Below are 22,836 nucleotides of genomic sequence, written 5' to 3'. Positions count from 1 at the left end.
TGTGTTTCAAGCTGTTAACTGTTTTAATTATCGCTACTCTTTTTTGGTTTTTTTCTCATCTTTTTCATTTTCCTGTTGTTGCTTTTCTTTTTCCGTATTCTTCTTTTCTGCATCTTCTGTTTCTTTATTTTCTTCCGGCGTACCACTATCTACATTATTTTCCATTTCATTTGCTGTATCACTGGTTGTTGCTTCTTCCTCTTCTTCCGGAATTAGGTTGTATTCTTCTCTGTATTTTTTAAGCTCAGCTTGTAAGTCGTTAACCTTTTCATCCCGCTCCGTTCCCGTTAGATCTGGATTGTTTTTGGCCTGCTCGATCTGTTTAATCAGACCGTACATAATAAGTTGAGGATCATCAATAAATTTCGCTTTTTCAACAGACGCATCAAAATCACCAAGCCCATTATAAATCCAATATAATAAATAATTTTTGTCGCTTTTTAAACTAACATTTTTCATAATGACTTCTTTTTCTTTATCCGATAATTCCTCAACACTTATGTATGAATAAGCAAGAATATATTTAGTCGCAGTAGGAAACTTTTCCGGGTCTTCTTCCTCAAGTGTATGAATTACCTCTCCATAGTCATCTGCTAGATACGCATCATGTGCGGCCAATAGTTTATCCTGGTACGGGACTTTGACAAATCCATAGTAAACAAGTGGCGCAGCAAGCAATATAGCAACTACGATCATGATAATCGCCAATTGTTTAAATAGACGAAAGCGTTTAACTGGAACGATTTTCATGCTTTTCTCTGTTTTTCTTTGCTCGACCTGATAACTTTCCTCCAAAAATGCGACCAAATGTGTTAGATCATTCATCGCGCTTACCTGCTGCTCAAACTCTGTATCTTTCGCATTTTGCAATGAGCCATAATAAAGTTCATCAAAACTGAATTTAGTTGAGAAAAGAGCGATGGTCAGGCATTTCAGTTGTTTAAGAAGATCACCTTCATTCACTTCGAATGGTGGAACCAGATCTCGGATCCCGCGATATACACAAGCGGGCATTAAGTTATCATCAAACACTAAGTTATCTGGATGAAGAAAGAATGACACCCTCGTCGACAGACAAGTCTGGAATCTTGTTACATTGCATAATAACCGTAATTTTTCATTTCGACTTAGTTTCCGCACATCTTCCCAAAGCTTTCTTTTCTGGTTAACAAAAAAGGAAAAGGTAAACAAATCCTCTTCTTCCCCAACTTTTACCGGCACAAATAAATCAGAGGTCTCTGTCATAATACCCATCTGTTGGATATTTTTTATCCGTGTCTGCGATTTGGGTAGTTTTAATTGCCAAATATCTTCTTCAATCGCAAATTGATATGTATGTGCACCAAACTCAATCGTCTTTTCCTTCATATTCTTTGACTCCTTTATATCGTAAGCAACCATGTAGACATGGCATTCGGCTTAGGAACGTGCATTACTGTTCAGTAAGATTGTTGTTATTTCATCGGCGTGTGGCAGGAATATCGGCCTGCACGGGCTGAAACTTCGACCCGTTTTCGGAATTATCGGCGCGTGAGGCGAAACATCAGCCCGTTTTCTCAATTATCGGCGCGTAGGCTAAATCATCAGCCCGTTTTCTCAATCATCGGCGCGTAGGCTAAAACATCAGCCCGTTTTCTCAATCATCGGCGCGTAAGCTAAATCATCAGCCCGTTTTCTAAATTATCGGCGCGTAGGCTAAATCATCAGCCCGTTTTCGGAATTATCGGCCGCACAAGTCAGAACATCGGCCCGTTTTCTCAATCATCAGCGCGTGGGCTAAAACATCAGCCCGTTTTCTCAATCATCGGCGCGTAGGCTAAATCATCAGCCCGTTTTCTCAATCATCGGCGCGTGGGCTAAAACATCGGCTCGTTTTCTCAATCATCGGCGCGTGGGCTAAAACATCAGCCCGTTTTCTCAATCATCGGCACGTAGGCTAAATCATCAGCCCGTTTTCTCAATCATCGGCCGCACAAGTCAGAACATCAGCCCGTTTTCTCAATCATCGGCCGCACAAGTCAGAACATCGGCCCGTTTTCTCAATCATCGGCCGCACAAGTCAGAACATCGGCCCGTTTTCTCAATCATCGGCGCGTAGGCTAAATCATCAGCCCGTTTTCTCAATCATCGGCGCGTAGGCTAAAGCATCAGCCCGTTTTCTAAATTATCGGCGCGTAGGCTAAATCATCAGCCCGTTTTCGGAATTATCGGCCGCACATGCCAAAACACCCTTCATTTCTACAAAACAGTTAAAATATCACCGTCTGTGATTGGATAATCCATCAACATATCATCATCTGCTAGAAGTAAATTTTTTGTGATTATTTTTATTGTATAGGCTGAGCTATCAGTTGGGCCGAGCTTAAGTGTGTCTATTACATTTAGCAGCAATTGTTTAACCGTCAGTTGTACTGGAATTCGCAAATCATATAAACCAGCGTCTCGACGACTAGTAAAATCGATTGTCACATCAATATGTGTTTTGTATGGCATCTTCCACTCCCCTAATCTGACAATTTTCTCATCATGAGATAGATACCGCCGAACACGACGCAGACTAATCCGATCAAACCAATCACAAAGGCATTTGTAAACCACGAACCGTCTTGCTCTTCCTCCTGAGCTTCAGATGACGATGTTTTCGGGGCAGTATATTCTGATGTAAATAAAGATTGTTCTAATTTATGAATGGTTGAATCTCCGTTTGAATCCATCGTAAATAGTGCGGTTTCCAATTGATCAATTGTTTCTTCGTTTTTAACCTGCTCCGCTTGGATGACCGATGTTGTCTCTTCCTTAAACAAATCAGGAAATGTTTTCTCCAATTCGGTTTCTGTATTCTTCCGGTCATCCCCAGTTTCATCTTGAATAATTCGGTCTATTTTCCACTCCAGTTCACCCTTATTGTCAGTATTGTCTTCTGCTGACACCTGATATGGCAGCATCAGCAGAAAACAGAGGATACATATTGGTACTAATTTAGTTCGCTTTAGCATCACTTTCATCATCCTCTTCCCCTTTTCGCGTGCTACGGTGTAGGACAAGTAAATTAGCAATAACACCAATTAAAGCAAGACCAGCAAGAATAAACATGGCCGTTCCATAGCCTGCTTGACCTTGAACTGTTTTAGATACCAATGTTTCGACATATTGCAACGGGGAATACATGCGTACTGTTTCTAGCCCTACAAAACCTGATCCAAGTGCCCTTGTTAAAAACAAATACAAACTCAATACAGCAAGCAGAATAAACATGCCAATCATTTTCAATTGCCGTAATAAATAAGTTGCCACTAAAAGCATGACGATCATAACCAAGGTAATTAACCCAACCCACTTGACGAGTTCTCCTCCACTAACTTCGAGGAAATAGCCCGAAAGCAGACCAATTATAATTCCCTCAGCAACACCTATCCCCCCTGTAATTGACGTTATCAGGGTGTTTTTACCCATTAAGGACTTTTCTGTTTCAAATTGATCCCCAGCTAGTTGTCTTTGATTGCTCATCGAAATCACATATGCTGTAAATAAAGCAATAATAAAGCAAACTAACACTACAAAGTATGGCGTGAATTTATCACCAGCAGCGATTGTTCCATTGTTTTTAGTTTGTACAGGATTGGATAAGAAATCGTATAGATCCTCATTCTGTCTATCACCAATTCGGCTATTTGCAAGAACGTCAGCAAAATTTTCTGCAAACTCCTGATCTTCTAGTAAATTATTCGTCATGTTGGTTGATAGTTCTTCTGCCTTACTAACCAAAGTCGTTCCACTATCCTGAATGGAACTTGCCTGATCATCGATTCGATCAAAAGTTTTATAGACATGTTCAGCAGCGTTAAGATTTGATTGCGCTTGATCTGCAAGTGATTGACTCGACGCTAATAGTGGCTGAAATGCATTTCCCAATGTCATAATAGCAGTTTTTTCTTCATCGTTATTCGCTTGAATTTCCGTTTGTTGGTCGACTAGATTCAAACTCTTCTCGCGCCACTTAGCAACATTTGCAAGCGTTCTAGCCAGACTTTCATTTAAGACAGCAGCTTGCTCTTTCGTTTCAACAACCTGGTCTACAAGCTGATCAGCATCTTGATTTGCCTGTTTAACGTGTTGTTGGAATGTACCTATTTGTTTCTGCAGACGTTCTAATGGTTGGCGGATTTCATCTGTGACATCGTCTGCCACTTGTTTTGCCAACAATTTGCCGATATTGTTTTCATTAAATAACGTGTAAAGTGATGAATCAGTTGCCATTTCTTTTAATGATGTATCTTCACTTAGTGTTTCGTGTATATTCGAGCAGTTATCTTTACTACATTTTAAATCAAATCCAAAATACATCTCATACAATGACAACAATTTTTGATACGGACTTATGGTGTTGAACACTGCATTTACTAAGTTTTCTGTTCCCTCATCAATTTCTGGTGACATTACTTCATGATGAATATGATGGTCGACTATTTCGACTTGTTCTGGTGTATCACTATCATCTTGTTTAGCATCTTGGGCATTTTCAGGTTTCTCTGTTTCATTTTTTTGGTCTGTAATTTTCTGTTTCTCAGAATTGCTTTCATCTGATTCTTTATTTGTTTGTTTGTTTTCAACTCGCTCATTTATTTGTTTTTCAGTCTGCTCTGCTGTTTGCTCCTCTGCATCTGTTTCACGTTTACTGTCATCACTTGTATCAGCGGATTTATCCGTACTCATACTGGCAGTTAACGGTGTGTTCGGTAACTCTACAGCGGCATATTCCGGAGTATCAACTTCTCCGCTATCCGTGGGTTCCAAGTCCCAACTCCACGTCACAGGTTGTAGTATGTTGATGAGGCTTTTATCACTCTTAAGTTTAAGGGTAACTTTAACAGTGAATTTCCCTTCTCCAAATCCCGGTAAAACCACCTGATTATGATTATCTATTAGATTTGTATAATTTTTCGCCTCTTCCTCATTTGGCAATTTCAATGAGACGTATTGCAACTCATATTCATCAGGGATATTCAATTTGAACAGCTGGCCTTTTCCTTCACTGTTTGTCTTTGGCAACATCACTGAGTCAGTAGCTGTCACACCTTTTCTAGTCAAATGTTCCCTTAATTGATTAATCTCTTGTGTTAATTGGGTGGCCTCACCAGTTTGTTCTGGTGTATAACCAAACTCTTTCGTATACTTATCTGTTACCGCAAGCACATTTTTCAACTCTGTCGTCGTCTCATACGATAAACCTAAATCAACAATATCTTCCTCGCTCAATGTTGGAAGGTTATCAATTTGCTCATTCATACGTAATCTGGAATTTTCATCGGATTCCTCAAACAGTGCATCCAAGTTTATTAAGTTGCCATTAAATGCATCGTCAAACACCGTTGTTAACCGGTCCTCAACTTTTGACCGCAAATCCGAATTTAATTTTTCATTTACATTTTCATGTGCTTTTTCAACATCTTTAAGTGAGGATTCCAAGTACGTTTTTAAAGCTACAGTATTCGACACAATCGTAGCTGCATCATCCTCACTTCGCTGAAATTGTTGATTAATCATATTGTTAGCAAACAATAGCTTCTCAAGCTGCTCATCAACATCTTCACTAGTTAATCCGTCTTCTAATTGATACAATTGATCAAGAAAATTCATCGACAAAACACTATTCGATTCTAGCAAATTTGACGTTTCATCCATGCTAGATAAATAGTCTTGACTCATTTCTGCATCTTGATTTAACTGGTCATCAAACGTATCCAATGTTTCCTCAAAACCACTGAAACTATCTTTTGATACCTCGGTACTATTTTTTACATTACGAAACCGATCCGTATAATTGGCAAGAGGACTGTGTATTGCGTTGTTATATGTATTCGTGTATAATGCCTCTTCTTCTACAACCTCATTAATGTTATCTTGAGCTTCCTGTAAATTGCCAATAACACTTGCAAAATATACATCAATGATTCGGCGGTTAAAGTCATTTAGTACCGAACTGGCTGTCTTCTCCGCTTCTGCTTGAAAATCCTCATTACCAGACGCATTTATTTTATAATTTAGAACAACATGCTCCGGAGACTCTGAACTTATCGACAACGCTTTTTCCGAGAAATCATTCGGAATAACGATCATCATATCGTATGTATTTTGTTCAAGACCATTCTCCGCAACACCACGACTGACAACATACCAGTCATGTTCATTATTCTTATCTAAACTTTTGACAAATGCCTTACCGAACGATAAATCATCGTTATTAAAAGTTGCACCTTCGTCTTCATTCACCAAAGCAACCGACATCGTCTGAACATCTTTACTATTCTTTGTCTTTGTCACATGATCTAATGATAAATAAGATAACCCTGAAGCTAGTGCGATCATTAAAATCAGAAATAGTATTATTCCCTTATACCCTTTTTTCATTTACCACAACTCCTGCTAATTCTTTATATAATAATTAATAAGTCCATACTAAATATTGAATGAAAACATAAGGAGAGAGAGCAATTTAATGAACATGAGCTACACAACAATTGTCGTGTAGCTCATGTAATGAAGAATGACGAATAACACGAATTCACTTAGTCAGCTCAAATATAAGTCTATTATCTAAGACCAAAATTTTGTGATAAAGCTTCATCTTGTTGAGCCACTGCTTCAGCTGTTTTGGTTAATTGCATTTCAATATCCTGCATTAACTGAGAAAAATCTTGTACTCTTGGTTTCAATTCTCTGAACTGGTCGTCGAATCGTTCAAAAGCACGTCCTTCCCATTCTCCTCTTAATTCTTCTTGTAAGCCGGATAGGTCTCGAAGAATTTGTTCGATTTGTTGTGAACTTTGACCATAACGTTTCGCTTTTGCCTGAAGTTCCTCTGGCGTCATACGAATTTGTCCTGCCATATGCTTCATCTCCCTTAATAAAAATGATTACACGCTGAGGTAAAAACGAACTGTTTAAACTGTTTTTAACCCTCTTCTTATTTAATCCTAATGACCAAATTTTACCCTGTCAACACTGACTTTATTGACTTTTTTGATAATTAGTAAATAATACCTATGAAATGTTTAGAAAAAATAACCTAAACCAAAATTTGATTAATAATACCTACTATTTTCTTCGTGGCTTTCCCGTGACTTTGTGACTATAGATTTTGAAAATGGGCAAATTGGGAGGATGACGTTTGAGGGGCAATGTTCTAATCTGGACAATTAAAACTTCACGGAATTTTTGCCTAACAAAAAAAGAACGCTTTATAGGCGTTCTTTTTACTTCGATAATTTAGCTAAGTGTTTTAATATTTTGTTACTCGGTTTATTCGGAACTTCATGATGATGGCGGCATCTTGGTTCATATGATTCGGATGCCCCAACTAAAATAATTGGATCATCATAAGATGCTGGCTTTCCATTAATTAAACGCTGTGTTCGGCTTGCAGGAGAGCCGCAAATTGGGCAAATAGCATTTAATTTTGAAACAGATTCACTTAATGCCATTAATTTAGGCATTGGTCCAAATGGTTCTCCACGAAAATCGGTGTCTAATCCAGCAATGATGATACGAATTCCTTTATTCGCTAGCTCCTCAGCAACTTCAACAATTTCCTCATCAAAGAATTGCACTTCATCTATTCCAATGACATCAATATTTCCGTTAATGTGTTCCAAGATTTCAGCAGAATTTTTAATAGGGCGGGCTATTGTTGTTGAGCCGTTATGGGAAACAACCGATTCATCATCATAACGGTTATCAATTGCCGGTTTAAACACACGTACAGACAGATTACCATATGTTGCTCTACGGACCCGACGAATTAATTCCTCTGATTTGCCAGAAAACATACTGCCACAAATTACTTCTACCCAACCATTTTGTTTCATTACATACATATGCGGGTCTCTCCCTTCTTAGCGGTTTACATATGTAGTAGTTTTACCACTAATTTTGCAAAATATATCATTTATCTTTTGTATTATGGCTCTTTACGTAAAATTTATCGTTATTTAAACCGCAGCCAGAATACACTTCGCTTTCCGCGGGTGACCCGTGAGCCTCCTCGCTCGTACCTCGCTGTGGGGTCTCACATTAGCCACTATTCCCGCAGGACAAGGAAGGCTTCGTCAGCGATGCATCGCACGCAGAAAAAGCGATTTCCCTTTTTCAAGGAGTCTACGTGTATTCTGGCTGCTCAGAGCTTCTAACTTGTTTTTACGTCTTAATTCTAAACAAACCACTTTTAGAAATCAGCTATTATTAATCTTTTGTATTATAAAAGTAAAAAAACAGGCAACGTTTAGACAATTTGCCTGTTTTTGCGCCTACGGGATGTAGGTTTGTTCGATGTTGCCACTGAACGTGGTATTCATAGTCGAACATTCTTTTTTAAAAAGTTAGTTTCGCCCCTAACCGGTCGGCTCCACTTTTTACTTCATATTATATTTTTTCTTGAATCGGTCTACGCGGCCACCGACTTTGTCAGCTTTTTGTTTACCTGTGTAGAATGGGTGTGAATCTGAGCTGATCTCAACTTTAATTAATGGGTATGTGTTACCATCTTCCCACTCAATTGTTTCTTCTGAAGTTTGTGTTGAGCCACTCAAGAATTTAAAGTCTGAGCTTGTATCAAGAAATACAACTTTTCTGTACTCTGGATGGATATCCTTTTTCATGTCTTTCCACTCCTTTTTGCCCTGAGTCCATTAGAAACAGAGTTATTGTAAGAGCCGTCATAGGTATAAAAACCTTATCTAAACTCACATAAAAAGATTATACCAGTGTGTGCTTTTGATTGCAATAGGGTAAGCACTCACTGGTTATATTTACTTATCGTTTCGTTCCTCGTCGCTTCATATCCTCTTCTAATTGCTCAAAAAATTCTTCGTTGGTTTTCGATGCTTTCAAACGTTTCAAGAAGCGATCAAGAAAGTCATTGGAATCTTGCATCGTTTTACGAATCGCCCATATCTTATCAAGATGCGTTTTGGGAACAAGTAATTCTTCTTTTCGTGTTCCAGACCGCAAAATATCGATCGCTGGGAAAATTCTTCTTTCTGCCAAATTGCGGTCTAGATGCAATTCCATATTTCCTGTACCCTTAAATTCTTCATAAATAACATCATCCATACGTGATCCTGTATCAACTAAGGCAGTTGCTAAAACGGTGAAACTACCGCCTTCTTCAATATTTCGTGCTGCACCGAAGAAACGTTTCGGTCTGTGAAATGCGGCTGGGTCAATCCCGCCGGAAAGTGTTCTGCCACTTGGAGGAATAACCAGATTATACGCACGTGCCAGCCTTGTAATACTATCCATTAAGACAATCACATCACGTTTATGCTCAACAAGGCGCATCGCTCGTTCTAACACGAGTTCTGATACCTTAATATGACTTTCTGGAACCTCATCAAATGTCGAGCTGACAACATCTACATCTGCATGCACGGATCGTTCAATATCCGTTACTTCTTCTGGTCGCTCGTCCACTAATAAAATAATTAATTTTGCTTCAGGATGGTTTTCCGAAATACTGTTGGCAATTTCTTTTAACAGCATTGTTTTTCCTGCTTTTGGCGGTGCAACAATTAATCCGCGTTGACCAAAACCGACTGGAGTCATTAAATCAATAATTCTAGTAGATAATTTTTTTGTACCTGTTTCTAAATTCATTAATCGATCCGGATACAATGCTGTTAATGCCGGAAAATGAACACGTTCCTTTGCAGAATCAGGGTCTTCCCCATTGACAGCATCTACATGTAATAATCCGTAGTAGCGTTCGTTTTCTTTTGGAGGACGGACCTTTCCAGAAACTTTATCGCCATTACGCAAGTCAAAACGACGAATTTGTGAAGCCGAAATGTAGATATCCTCCGCACTAGGGGAATAATTAATCGGTCTTAAGAAGCCAAATCCTTCAGATGGAATAATTTCTAAAATACCGTCCATAAACAAATATCCGTCTTTTTCCGCCTGAGCCTTTAAGATGGCAAAAATAAGTTCACGTTTAGTTAGTTTTGCATAGTAGGATACTTTATATTCCTTTGCTAGTGCATAAATTTCTTTTAATGTAAGTGTCTCTAAATGAGAAATTGTTAATGTTGCCATTCCATCACCACGCCTATTCATTTTTCATCTTGCAATTTGTTAAAAATATAATCTGAGATAATTTCATTAAAACAATAGATAAGTAAAATGTAACTTTCACTCAAACGTTTTCTTTACTTTCATTTCTTAATTTATAAACAGTGATTAACACTATTGACCGACTGACTTGATCATTGTTTTTCCTTGAGATTTCTTCTTCTTTTTGAAGATATGCCTTTGAAATGAAGAATTGTCGGAAGCTAGAATAGAAGTTTGTTGTATATCAATTATATTAGCCATTCTTTACTATTATTAAACATCTACAATATTACCTTTTTCAATCGTAATATTCAACTCTATTTTTATAAAATGCGCTTGAGAATTTAATAGAAAAGGAAGCCAAACGTAAAATGGCTTCCTTTTTACTTGTTGGGTTAAGGTTTCATTACGAGGTTTGGTTTTTTCTTTAAGCTGTGATCGCCATCGATAAAACGAACTGTTCCACTTTTGGCGCGCATTACAACCGTTTGCGTTGTTGCTTTGGCGCCTTTGAACTGAACGCCTTTTAATAGTTCTCCATCCGTCACACCGGTTGCAGCAAAAATGGCATCATCTCCACCACAGAAATCTTCCATTTTGAAGACTTTATCGAAATCTGTGATTCCCATTTCTACACAGCGTGAGCGTTCTTCATCGTTTGATGGAATAAGTTTTCCTTGAATTTCACCACCAAGGCATTTCAACGCAACAGCAGATAATACGCCTTCAGGTGCACCACCGATTCCAAAAAGAATATCAACACCTGTATCATCAAATGCTGTATTCATTGCCCCAGCTACATCGCCGTCAGGGATTAATTTAATTCTTGCTCCTGCTTCACGGATTTCCTCAATTAATTTAGCATGTCGAGGACGGTCCAACACAATAGCTACTACATCTTCAATGTTTTTGCCTTTTGCCTTTGCCACAGCTTGTAAGTTTTCACGTGTTGATGCATTTATATCTACTTTACCAACAGCTTCAGGGCCTACCGCAAGCTTTTGCATATACATATCAGGTGCATGTAGTAATTTCTTATGGTCTGCTATCGCAATTACTGCAAGGGCATTCCATGTACCCTGAGCAACAATGTTTGTTCCTTCTAACGGGTCAACAGCTACATCAACTTTGGGACCGGAACCAGTACCAAGCTTTTCTCCGATATAAAGCATTGGCGCCTCATCCATTTCGCCTTCACCAATCACAACAGTACCTTGCATTGGAATTGTATCAAAAACATCACGCATAGCTGATGTTGCTGCATCATCGGCTTCATCTTTTTTACCGCGTCCCATCCAACGAGCTGATTTTAATGCTGCTGCCTCTGTTACACGTACGATTTCCATTGTTAAACTTCTTTCCATGGTTTTTCTCCCCTTAATGTAGAATATTCTCAACCCATGGATATTGAAAAGCGAAGCGGGTTTTGAACACCCGCTATTATCTATTTATGTTTTTAAAAGGTCTTGCTCTTTTGCTTTAGGAGTTCTGAAACTGCTCGATTTCTTGTTCATCCATTTCTTCGCGCCAGACATTTGCACCGAGGTTGATTAGTTTTTCTGTTATATTTTGATATCCTCGGTCAATATGCTCAAGTCCGGTTATTTCAGTAACCCCATTCGCCATCAAGCCGGCAATAACAAGCGCGGCACCTGCACGTAAATCAGTTGCCTTCACTCTTGCCCCTTCAAGTTGGACTGGACCAGAAACAATTGCTGATCCACCTTCCACCTTTATTATAGCATTCATTCGTCTTAATTCGTCAATATGTTTTAAGCGAGCCGCATAAATTGTGTCTGTCACAACACCAGTATTAACTGCTTTTGTCAATAATGTTGTGAATGGTTGCTGAAGATCAGTTGGAAAGCCTGGATATACTAATGTTTTTATATCCACACTTTTCAATGGTTGCTTGGAAGCAATCAACAGTTGTTCTTCGCCTTCTTCAACGGTTACACCCATTTCACGCAATTTGGCAAGCAATGATTCTAAATGCTGGGAAATAACATTGTCAATGACAACCTCATTTCCGGCAGCTGCGGCAGCAATCGCATATGTGCCCGCCTCGATTCGGTCAGGTATAATGGTATGTCTGCAGCCATGTAGATGTGGAACGCCTTCAATGCGAATGACATCCGTTCCAACCCCTTTGATTTTTGCTCCCATATTGGTGAGTAATGTAGCAACATCAATAATTTCTGGTTCTTTTGCCGCATTTTCAATAATCGTTTTTCCTTTAGCTTTAACGGCTGCAAGCATAATATTAATGGTCGCCCCTACACTGACCACATCCAAGTAAATTCGCGCTCCTGTAAGTTCCTCAGCCCGAATATAAATGGCACCTTGTTCATTGGTAACTTTGGCACCTAAAGCTTCAAAGCCTTTGATATGCTGATCAATTGGTCGTGGTCCTAAATGGCAACCACCTGGGAGTCCAATGACCGTTTGTTTAAATTTTCCAAGCATAGCTCCCATAAAATAATAGGACGCCCTAAGCTTCTTCACTTTTCCGTTGGGCAAGGGCATGGAAATCATCTGTGCAGGATCAATATGCACTGTTTGACCATCCCACTCAACTTTGCCACCAATTTCCTCTAGTAGATCTCCTAGTGTATAAACATCGGATATTTCTGGTAGTCCTTCAATTGTTACATCAGAATCGGCCAATATCGCGGCTGGCAAAAGTGCAACAGCGCTATTTTTGGCGCCACTAATTCGCACTTTGCCATTTAAAACATGGCCACCTTCTACTAACATTTTTTGCAATTGGAAAACCCCGCCTTTTGAAGTAGTTCAAAAATACATTTGAACACACACGAAATAATTTATTCTTGCGCTATGTGGTGAATAAACGGACGCTTCCGCTTTTGTTTTCGTCCAGCTACAGCGTCCAACGACTAGTGGCCAACACCCGCCTTCGTACGATAAGTCAACATCGCCTCGCTCTCGCTCACCGTGTTTCCTTTATCTCCTACGGTAGGAATGTTCGGTTAAGATCGCTGCTTTGCGCAGCATCACCGAACCACCCGTGTTGCACGGGCGCAGTCCATACGTCGTTAAACGGACGCTTCCGCTTTTGTTTTAGTTTGCACATTTTTTCCAGTTTCATGCGCGTTATTTTTGATTATTCCAGTCAGCAAGAAATTTTTCTATTCCTTGATCTGTTAATGGATGCTTCACAAGTTGCCCTAATACTTTATATGGAATAGTGGCAATATGTGCGCCATTTAATGCTGCGTCTGTTACATGCAATGGATGGCGAATGGATGCTGCAATTATTTCTGTTTCGATACCGTGGCGGTCAAAAATTTCAGCAATGGTAGCAACCAAACTCATTCCTTCTTGGCCAATATCATCTAGACGTCCCAAAAATGGTGAGACGTAAGTTGCTCCTGCACGTGCTGCAAGTAATGCTTGGTTAGCATTAAAAATTAAGGTTACATTTGTTTTAATGTTGGCATCGCTAAACGCTTTTACCGCCTTTAATCCTTCAAGGGTCATTGGAACTTTAACCGTAATATTCGGTGCAATTGCTGCTAGTTCTTTTCCCTCTTTAATCATACCTTCTGCATCTTCAGAAATAACTTCAGCACTTACAGATCCTGAGACTTCCTTGGTTATTTCACGAAGACGGTCATGGAAAGAAACACCTTCTTTTGCAACAAGGCTTGGGTTCGTTGTAACACCTGCTAAGATTCCTAGTGCATTTGCCTCACGGATCTCGTCAATATTTGCCGTATCAATAAAAAATTTCATGTTAAAAGTTCCTCCCTTTCTTTGCATTTAATTTTATAAAAACAACATAAATAAAAGTTAGACAAAGAAAACTAGAGAAAAACTTCCCCAACTTTCTTTGTCATCTTTCTTTTTGTTTATTGAGTGGCTTACGCTTGGTTTGATGAACCAAATTCGCGCATTTTACCAATTACTGTTTCTTTAATTGCATCGCGTCCAGGTCCTAAGTATTTACGAGGATCATATAGATCGGGTTTATCTTTTAATACTTCACGAACCTTTTTAGCCTGAGCAATTTGATTTTCTGTATTGACATTAATTTTTGCCGTGCCTAATGAAATGGAATGTTGAATATCTTTTGTTGGGATACCAGTACCACCATGTAATACCAAAGGAAGTTCAATTGTCTTGGAGATTTCTTCCATTTGCTTAAACCCTAAATTGGGTTCGCCCTTGTATGGTCCATGAACAGAGCCAAGTGCCGGCGCTAAACAATCAATGCCAGTATTATTAACAAGCTCTAAACATTCTTTAGGATCAGCATAAATGACACCATCAGCAACAACGTCGTCTTCTTGTCCACCAACTGTTCCAAGTTCTGCTTCCACAGAAACGCCATGAATATGTGCTAGTTCAACCACTTTTTTCGTTACTGCAATATTTTCTTCTAATGGGTCATGTGAAGCATCAATCATAACTGAAGTAAATCCTGCGTGAATTGCTTCAGCTGCCTTTTTAAAGCTAGAGCCATGATCTAAATGAATAGCGACTGGAACTGTTACGTCCTTTGCTTCCATTAGCGCCTTAACCATTGCCACGACAACGTTAAAGCCACCCATATATTTCCCAGCACCTTCAGACACACCTAAAATAACGGGTGACTTTTCCGCTTCAGCTGCTTCCAATATTGCTTGGACATATTCCAAATTATTTAAATTAAACTGTCCAACAGCATACCCATTTGCTTTCCCTTTTTCAAGCATTTCCTTCATTGATACCAATGGCATACTATATATCCTCCTTCATAGACACCCGATCATCTACTTAAATTAAATAGCTACCATATAAGAATACCAATTCGTTACCTATGTAGCAAGAAAATGATGAAGAAATAGGAAGCGTATATGTCCTTCAGTTTCGAAAGTCACCAAACGCCCTTTTTATTTTCCTTCCCCCTGTGCCTGTACTTTTCTGTCTAATAGCGTTTTAACCGTTGAACAAACATCCTGAATATTAAATGGCTTGGCAATAACCTCTTGCACCATGCTATATTTTTCCGATTCCTTAACTAATCCCTCTGCCAGGCCACTCATCAAAATGGCAGGTGTCGTAATTCCTTGCTCTTCCAATCGTTGCAAAACTTCTGCCCCATCAACAATTGGTAATTTATAATCCAGCATAATTAAATCAAATGTGTTACTATGTATTTTTTCTAACGCTTCTTTCCCCGTATTTGCTGTCTCAACTTGGTAGCCTTCATTTATAAAAACTTCCTGAAGCAATAATCGTATACCAGGTTGATCATCAACAATTAATATCTCTCTTCTCATAGAACTCAACCCATCCTTATTCGTATCAATATCTCTCTGCTATAGTTATTTCGCTACAAAACTGCCCATTTCCTCTTTTTTAACGAACAAATCTCAAAAACAAGTGGTATTTATGAGATGAGCACCAGCTTAATTCACACAAAAACCCGCTACAATAGCGGGTTTAGTGATTGAAAAAATATTATTGTTGGTGGTTTACTGCAGCTCCGATAAAACCTGCAAATAAGCTTTGTGGTCTTGTTGGACGTGACTTAAACTCCGGATGAAATTGGCAAGCAACAAACCAAGGATGGTCGTTTAACTCAATTGTTTCCACTAACCTTCCATCGGGACTTGTTCCTGAGAAAATAAATCCGCTTTTCTCCATCTGCTCACGATAGTCATTATTGAATTCATACCGATGACGATGACGTTCATAAACGAGATCTTCCCCATCATATGCTGCTTTCGTTTTCGTTTCATCCTGCAGTTTACATGGATAAATTCCTAACCTTAATGTACCACCTAAATCGGAAATGTTTTTCTGTTCCGGAAGTAAATCAATGATTGGATACGGTGTTTCCGGATCAATTTCAGCTGAATGAGCTCCTTCTAATCCTAGTACATTACGAGCATATTCAACTGTTGCTAATTGCATTCCAAGGCAAATGCCGAAAAACGGAATATTATTCTCCCGTGCATACCGAATTGCTTCAATTTTTCCTTCGATACCTCGATCACCAAATCCACCAGGTACTAAAATTCCGTCAACCTGATCCAATTCATGTTTGATCGACTCTTTATCCAATTTTTCTGCATTAATCCAATGAATGTTAATATCTGTATCATAAAGAAATCCTGCATGTTTTAGCGATTCCACAACAGAAATATAGGCGTCTGGCAATTCAACATACTTCCCGACAAGCCCGATGTTTACCGTTTTTGACAGATTCCGAACCTTTTTCACAAGTGCTTTCCATTCGTCCATTTCAGCGGGTTGACAATCCAGTCCAAAATGATCACATGTTAATTGGTCTAAATGCTGTTCTTGAAGGGCGATTGGTACTTGATAGAGTGTATCCGCATCACGCATTTCAATAACTGCTTGTTCGTTTATATCGCAAAACAAGGCAATTTTTTCTTTCATATCTTTACTAATCGGCAATTCCGTTCGTAAAACAATCGCATCTGGCTGAATTCCCAATGAGCGTAATTCTTTTACACTGTGCTGAGTTGGTTTTGTTTTCATTTCACCGGCTGCTTTAATATATGGAACGAGTGTGCAATGAATATACATCACGTGATCGCGGCCAATATCGCTTTTAATTTGACGTATAGCTTCAAGGAATGGCAATGATTCAATATCACCTACTGTACCGCCAATTTCCGTTATCACGACATCCGCCTTTGTTGCCTGTCCTGCGCGGAATACTTGTTCCTTAATTTCGTTCGTGATATGTGGAATAACCTGAACGGTACCGCCTAAATAATCACCACGACGTTCTTTCTTAATAACACTAGAATAAACTTTTCCCGTGGTAATGTTGGAGTATTTATTTAAATTGATATCGGTAAAACGTTCATAGTGTCCTAGATCCAAGTCTGTTTCTGCGCCATCTTCCGTCACAAAAACTTCACCATGCTGATATGGACTCATTGTTCCAGGATCCACATTAATGTATGGGTCGAATTTTTGAATCGTTACTTTTAGCCCTCTATTTTTTAACAATCTTCCTAATGATGCTGCTGTAATTCCCTTTCCAAGCGATGAAACAACACCGCCAGTTACAAAAATATACTTCGTCACTACCCATCCCTCTTTCTGTTAGGCTGTTTTCTTATAAATTGTTGCTTTTGACTTAATAGATATAAAATGCGACATAACTGCTGGGCTCTTTTCTATAAGTATGTGCATTTACCACCGTCCGGGATCGTTCCGGGTGGATGCTTTCCGCGGGCACGGCCTCAGCCTCCTTGCCCCGGCGAGGGGTATGTCGACGTTGTCCGCAAAGGACGGTTTTAGTCGACCCTCCTTTTAAAACCACTTCCTGCGGGGTCTTCGGACACGTGCTGGGGCTGCGCTAACTCGCCCCACCGAAAACCATTGTTCCCGCAGGACAAGGAAGGCTACGTCAGCGATACATCGCACGCAGAAAATCGGTCTGTATTTTCAAGGAGTCACCACCCTCCACTCACCCGGACTAGTGAAATGATAGGAATGCTTATAGACACTTACAACTACGGCTAATGGTAGTAAATGTAATACCAGCGGAGGAAATACACGGAGACTCCTGGGGGATGAGAGGCATCGGTGAGACCCCGCAGTGCGTCAGCACGAGGAGGCTCAACAGCCGCCCCCGGAAAGCGAAGTGTATTTCCGTAGCGGTAATTAGTGCGCATTTTATATTAATTACGAAATTAAAAAGCAACAAATTTTATGAAAGGAGCCTTCCGCTATCGTGCGTGTTATTCGTTCATTCTTAAAAAGTATAATTACCATATAATGTGTGTAATAACACATTATTTAAACGTGTAACATGTTAAGTTTCTCTTTAAAATGTGTGTTTTAAAAGTAGCAAATCGGACAACAACACCGAACCACCCTGCTTGGCAAAGGTTTTCAGTGGGACGAGAGTAATCGCAGTCCCTGGACACAGTCAGTACGTCGCTAAACAGGCACTTCCGCTTTTGTTATAAAACACGAAAAGCGTTCCCCCAATTAGGGGGAACGCTTTGAATTCTAATTTAAAGAGCCCAATAAGCATTGTACGCATAGATAATAAAAAAGTCAAGCTACCAATTATTATTTATCTGTCTTTTCTTCTTCTTCCTCTTCATCTTCTTCATCATCTAGCTCTTCGTCATCTTCAGCAAACTCATCATAGTCATCTTCAGCGTCGAAGTCATTATCGAAGCTTTCGTCATCGTCATCATCCGTCAGTTTACCAGTCAGTTTTTCAATATCTTCGTCAACGATATCAAGCTCCTTTTCGGCGGATTCAAACGTTTCCTCTTCCTCTACTTTTTTCTTCTTCGGCTTTTTTGTTTTCTTCTTTTTCTTCGGTTCTGCTGTTATTTCTTCATCAATTTGTTCAACAGGATACCAGCGTTTCAATCCCCACAAGTTCGAGCCAAGTGTCATAAAATGCCCATTAATGTTTAAATCAGTATAAAACTGAGCAATAAATTCCCTCTCTTCATCCTCTGAGAACCCTTTTAATTCAGCTACCTTTTTGAAAATATCTCTAAAATCTAGCGCCTTTTTTTCATCTGTTAAAATTAAATCTGCCAAATCAATCATTGACATGTTTGCTAATTCTTCGTGGCCATAGTTTTTCAAGCTCACGGTACCGCACTCCCTTTTCTTGTGTAATAAAGGCTTTGCACAGCCCTTTTTTTATAATAAAACAATTTATTAATAACTCAACTTTCGCAGCGTGAAATGGACAGATAAACCTTGATAAAACGAGGAAGTATGAGTATTCACTGCTCAAGTTGACTTTGGATTAAATGCATTTAAACAAACTTCGACTGTTGGGCTCTTTTCTATAAGTACGCGCATTCTCGCCGTCCGGGATCGCTCCGGGTGGATGCTTTCCGCGGGCACGGCCTCAGCCTCCTTGCCCCGGCGAGGGGTATGTCGACGTTGTCCGCAAAGGACGGTTTTAGTCGACCCTCCTTTTCAAACCACTCTGCGGGGTCTTCGGACGCGTGCTGTTCCCGCAGGAGTCACCACCCTCCACTCACCCGGACTAGTGAAGTGGTAGAATGTGACTTGATAGAACACATACTACTACAGTTAATGGTAGTAAATGCAATACCAGTGGAGGAAATACACGGAGACTCCTGCGGGAAGAAAGGCCTAGGTGAGACCCCGGAGAGCGATAGCTCGAGGAGGCTCAGCAGCCACCCGCGGAAAGCGTAGTGTATTTCCGGAACGGCGAGGGAGCAATTTCTTAGTTACTTAGCATTGTCAAGGCAATTATTAGAACGTCCCAAGTTTGCCTCAGTTAACTGTTTGATCCTATTTTATTACTGCTAAAGTTGAATTAATCATCTACATTATTATTGAACTTCAACATAATCATACTAAACCATACCATACATTATAAACAAATCAAAGCTGATTATGCTAGTGAAAGGATAGAAAAAAGTTGAGAAAAACAAGATTGCTTTTCTCAACTTTTTATCATTGCCTCTTGTCAATTTGCTATTACATGTTTCTTCTGTACTGGCCGCCTACTTCATATAGGGCATTGGTAATTTGACCGAGGCTTGCTACTTTAACTGTTTCCATTAATTCTGTAAAAATGTTTCCGCCTGATGCTGCAACTTGTTTTAGTTGTTTTAATGCGGCGTCAATATGCTCTTTATTCGCATTCTGGAACTTATGCAATTCACTAATTTGATGCTCTTTCTCTTCGGTAGATGCGCGGGCAAGTTCCATGGAATCAATTTCATCCTCTGATGGCGGATTTGGACTTAAGTATGTGTTAACCCCAACAATTGGCAACTCCCCAGAATGCTTTTTACCTTCGTAGTAAAGTGATTCTGCTTGGATTTTGCCACGTTGGTATTGGCGTTCCATTGCTCCCAAAACACCACCACGGTCATTCATCTTTTCAAATTCTTGCAATACCGCTTCCTCAACAAGATCTGTTAATTCTTCTACGATAAATGAACCTTGTAATGAGTTTTCATTTTTCGTTAAGCCAAACTCTTTATTAATAATCATTTGAATTGCCATTGCACGTCGTACCGATTCTTCGGTTGGTGTTGTGATTGCTTCATCATACGAATTTGTGTGCAAGGAATTACAGTTATCTTGAATTGCTAGTAATGCCTGTAATGTTGTACGAATGTCGTTAAACTGAATCTCCTGTGCGTGCAGCGACCTTCCAGAAGTTTGTACATGGTATTTCAGTTTTTGACTTCGCTCGTTGGCACCATATTTATCGCGCATTGTTACCGCCCAAATCCGACGCGCTACACGGCCGATCACTGTATATTCGGGATCAAGTCCATTTGAGAAGAAGAACGATAGATTTTTTGCAAATTTATTAACATCCATGCCCCTACTCAAATAATACTCGACATAGGTGAACCCATTCGCTAGTGTGAAGGCAAGCTGTGTAATCGGATTAGCCCCTGCCTCTGCAATGTGATAGCCAGAAATTGAAACAGAATAATAGTTTCGTACCTTTTTATCAATGAAATACTGCTGAATGTCACCCATCATCCTTAGTGCAAATTCCGTTGAGAAAATGCACGTGTTTTGCCCTTGGTCTTCTTTCAAAATATCCGCTTGCACCGTTCCCCGAACAACTGCTAATGTATCATCTTTTAGCTGTTCATACTCTTGCTTGTTAGGCTCGCGACCATTCTCTTCCTTAAATTTGGTGATTTGCTGATCGATCGCCGTATTGAAAAACATCGCTAAAATAATTGGCGCAGGTCCATTGATGGTCATCGAAACAGATGTTAATGGGTTTGTTAAATCAAAACCATCATAAAGTTTCTTCATATCGTCAAGCGTACAAATATTTACGCCACTTTCGCCTACTTTACCGTAAATATCTGGACGCGGCGCCGGGTCTTCCCCATATAATGTTACAGAGTCAAACGCTGTGGAAAGCCGTTTTGCATCATCATCCTTTGATAAGTAATGGAAACGACGATTCGTACGTTCTGGTGTACCTTCTCCAGCGAACTGGCGTGTTGGATCTTCCCCTTTGCGCTTAAACGGGAAAACCCCCGCAGTAAATGGAAACGCCCCTGGAACGTTTTCTTTCAATAACCAAGTTAAACGCTCGCCCCAGTCGGTATATTTCGGAAATGCGACTTTCGGAATCTTCAACCCAGATAGTGATTCTGTGACAATATCCATGTCAATTTCTTTATCACGTACAGAAAACGTCATTTTTTCCTGGCTGTATCTTTCTTTCGTTTCATCCCAGGAATCGAGCAATTTTTTCGCTCTTGGGTCTAGTTTTTCCTCGTAAGATTCAATTGTTTGATCAATTGTTTTGACCACATTGTCATCATCGATTGTTTCTTTAACACCTTCCAATTGGAAAAGCTTACGAGCAATGTCACTTTGCTTTTCTGTGTTGCTATGATAATTACGTATATGTGTGGCAATTTCACGTAAGTAATGACGGCGTTCATTGGTAATAATCATATTTTGCTTTTCAGCAATGGTATTACGATTGAAGTCTGTTTCACTGTTCCAATCGTATTTTTCATTTAACGTATCAATAATCGATGCGAATAATGCATTTGTCCCCTCGTCATTAAACTGGCTGGCAATTGTGCCAAAGACAGGGAACTTTTCTTGGTCCTGATGGAAGAGCATATGGCTCCGTTCATATTGCTTTCTTACTTGACTTAAAGCATCTTCTGACCCTTTTTGTTCAAACTTATTAATAACGATAAAATCAGCAAAGTCGATCATATCAATTTTTTCTAGTTGTGATGGCGCACCGAATTCCGCTGTCATGACATACATGGATAAATCGGTAATATCTGTGATGGCCGCATTCCCTTGCCCAATACCACTCGTTTCCACAATAATGAAGTCATAACCTGATGCTCTGACAACATCAATCACATCTTGGATCGCTTTGGAAAGCTCATCACGGGAATCGCGTGTTGCCAATGAACGCATATATACACGGTCAGTAAAAATCGCGTTCATACGAATCCGGTCACCGAGTAATGCACCACCTGTTTTCCGTTTGGTTGGATCGATCGAGATAATGGCAATCTTTTTATCCGGAATTTCATGAATGAAGCGGCGGATTAATTCATCAGTCAATGAACTTTTCCCAGCTCCACCAGTTCCAGTGATACCAAGCGCAGGTATATTTTTGTTAGATTGTTTCCGGATGTCTTCAAGAACAGCTTGCTTTTCCTTGCTATCCACTTCATCGTTTTCCATATAGGTAATAAATCGAGCAATTGTACCGCGATCCCCTTTGATCAGCTTCTCTTGATCTTTTTTTACATCAACTGGCGGAATAAAATCGCATTTTTCCAGTACACGATTAATCATTCCTTGCAGACCATATTTTCGTCCATCTTCTGGTGAAAAAATCCATGTTACGCCATAGTCATGAAGCTCCTTAATCTCACGGGGTAAAATAGTTCCTCCACCACCGCCAACGACTTTAATATGGTCCGCGCCAAGTTCTTTCAAGAGATCGACCATATATTTAAAATACTCCACATGACCACCCTGATAAGATGAAATCGCAATCCCTTGAACATCCTCTTGAACAGCAGCATGAACAACTTCTTCCACGGAACGATTATGACCCAAATGAATAACTTCAGCACCACTGGCCTGCATAATTCTTCGCATAATATTAATTGATGCATCATGTCCGTCAAATAAACTTGAAGCGGTTACAATACGGACAGGATTTTTCGGATAATAGACTTCTTGTTCCATTTCAAGTGCCTC

General features: G+C 39.7%; 17 protein-coding genes. 1 reads left to right on the top strand and 16 read right to left on the bottom strand.

Annotation, left to right across the window (positions count from 1 at the left end; genetic code table 11):
* Positions 1-33: 33 nt before the first annotated feature.
* Positions 34-1,368: a type VII secretion protein EssB gene (gene essB, locus C8270_RS06315; protein ID WP_106496020.1), complete on the bottom strand. Its 1,335-nt coding sequence runs from the start codon at positions 1,366-1,368 to the stop codon at positions 34-36.
* Positions 1,369-1,467: 99 nt separating this feature from the next.
* On the opposite strand from essB, the gene C8270_RS19800 reads away from it, so the two are divergent.
* Positions 1,468-1,614, top strand: coding sequence for a hypothetical protein (locus C8270_RS19800; RefSeq protein WP_158701617.1), 147 nt, complete (start codon positions 1,468-1,470; stop codon positions 1,612-1,614).
* A 624-nt stretch (positions 1,615-2,238) separates the two neighbouring features.
* On the opposite strand, the gene C8270_RS06310 is transcribed toward C8270_RS19800, so the two are convergent.
* The 15 genes from C8270_RS06310 to icmF form a co-directional block, all read right to left on the bottom strand.
* Positions 2,239-2,493, bottom strand: coding sequence for an EsaB/YukD family protein (locus tag C8270_RS06310; RefSeq protein ID WP_106496019.1), 255 nt, complete (start codon positions 2,491-2,493; stop codon positions 2,239-2,241).
* An 11-nt stretch (positions 2,494-2,504) separates the two neighbouring features.
* Positions 2,505-3,005: a type VII secretion protein EssA gene (gene essA / locus C8270_RS06305; protein WP_158701616.1), complete on the bottom strand. Its 501-nt coding sequence runs from the start codon at positions 3,003-3,005 to the stop codon at positions 2,505-2,507.
* Positions 2,980-6,408, bottom strand: coding sequence for a type VII secretion protein EsaA (gene esaA / locus C8270_RS06300; RefSeq protein ID WP_106496017.1), 3,429 nt, complete (start codon positions 6,406-6,408; stop codon positions 2,980-2,982). Before esaA ends, essA begins: the two co-directional genes overlap by 26 nt.
* Before the next feature lie 182 nt (positions 6,409-6,590).
* Positions 6,591-6,887, bottom strand: coding sequence for a WXG100 family type VII secretion target (locus C8270_RS06295; protein WP_106496016.1), 297 nt, complete (start codon positions 6,885-6,887; stop codon positions 6,591-6,593).
* Positions 6,888-7,253: 366 nt separating this feature from the next.
* Positions 7,254-7,874, bottom strand: a complete 621-nt coding sequence (locus C8270_RS06290) for a thymidine kinase (RefSeq protein ID WP_106496015.1) — start codon at positions 7,872-7,874, stop codon at positions 7,254-7,256.
* A gap of 534 nt (positions 7,875-8,408) precedes the next feature.
* Positions 8,409-8,654: a type B 50S ribosomal protein L31 gene (locus C8270_RS06285; protein WP_106496014.1), complete on the bottom strand. Its 246-nt coding sequence runs from the start codon at positions 8,652-8,654 to the stop codon at positions 8,409-8,411.
* 154 nt (positions 8,655-8,808) lie between these two features.
* Entirely contained in the window at positions 8,809-10,089 is a 1,281-nt protein-coding gene (gene rho / locus C8270_RS06280) for a transcription termination factor Rho (protein ID WP_106498461.1), read from the bottom strand.
* Positions 10,090-10,502: 413 nt separating this feature from the next.
* Positions 10,503-11,471: a class II fructose-bisphosphatase gene (gene glpX / locus C8270_RS06275; RefSeq protein WP_106496013.1), complete on the bottom strand. Its 969-nt coding sequence runs from the start codon at positions 11,469-11,471 to the stop codon at positions 10,503-10,505.
* Between the two features lie 115 nt (positions 11,472-11,586).
* Entirely contained in the window at positions 11,587-12,873 is a 1,287-nt protein-coding gene (locus C8270_RS06270; RefSeq protein ID WP_106496012.1) for a UDP-N-acetylglucosamine 1-carboxyvinyltransferase, read from the bottom strand.
* A gap of 348 nt (positions 12,874-13,221) precedes the next feature.
* Entirely contained in the window at positions 13,222-13,863 is a 642-nt protein-coding gene (fsa, locus tag C8270_RS06265; protein WP_106496011.1) for a fructose-6-phosphate aldolase, read from the bottom strand.
* Positions 13,864-13,991: 128 nt separating this feature from the next.
* The gene (locus tag C8270_RS06260) at positions 13,992-14,849 is read right to left on the bottom strand and encodes a class II fructose-bisphosphate aldolase (RefSeq protein WP_106496010.1); all 858 of its coding nucleotides are present in this window, start codon (positions 14,847-14,849) and stop codon (positions 13,992-13,994) included.
* Between the two features lie 153 nt (positions 14,850-15,002).
* Entirely contained in the window at positions 15,003-15,392 is a 390-nt protein-coding gene (locus tag C8270_RS06255) for a response regulator (RefSeq protein ID WP_106496009.1), read from the bottom strand.
* A 181-nt stretch (positions 15,393-15,573) separates the two neighbouring features.
* The gene (locus C8270_RS06250) at positions 15,574-17,178 is read right to left on the bottom strand and encodes a CTP synthase (protein WP_106496008.1); all 1,605 of its coding nucleotides are present in this window, start codon (positions 17,176-17,178) and stop codon (positions 15,574-15,576) included.
* A gap of 996 nt (positions 17,179-18,174) precedes the next feature.
* A complete protein-coding gene (gene rpoE, locus C8270_RS06245; RefSeq protein WP_106496007.1) occupies positions 18,175-18,717 on the bottom strand; it encodes a DNA-directed RNA polymerase subunit delta in 543 nt (180 codons plus the stop codon).
* An 867-nt stretch (positions 18,718-19,584) separates the two neighbouring features.
* A complete protein-coding gene (gene icmF, locus C8270_RS06240; RefSeq protein WP_106496006.1) occupies positions 19,585-22,824 on the bottom strand; it encodes a fused isobutyryl-CoA mutase/GTPase IcmF in 3,240 nt (1,079 codons plus the stop codon).
* Positions 22,825-22,836: the final 12 nt, after the last annotated feature.

The organism is Lentibacillus sp. Marseille-P4043 (assembly GCF_900258515.1).
Taxonomy (GTDB): domain Bacteria; phylum Bacillota; class Bacilli; order Bacillales; family Amphibacillaceae; genus Lentibacillus_C.
This window is presented reverse-complemented; position numbering and strand designations above follow the sequence as displayed.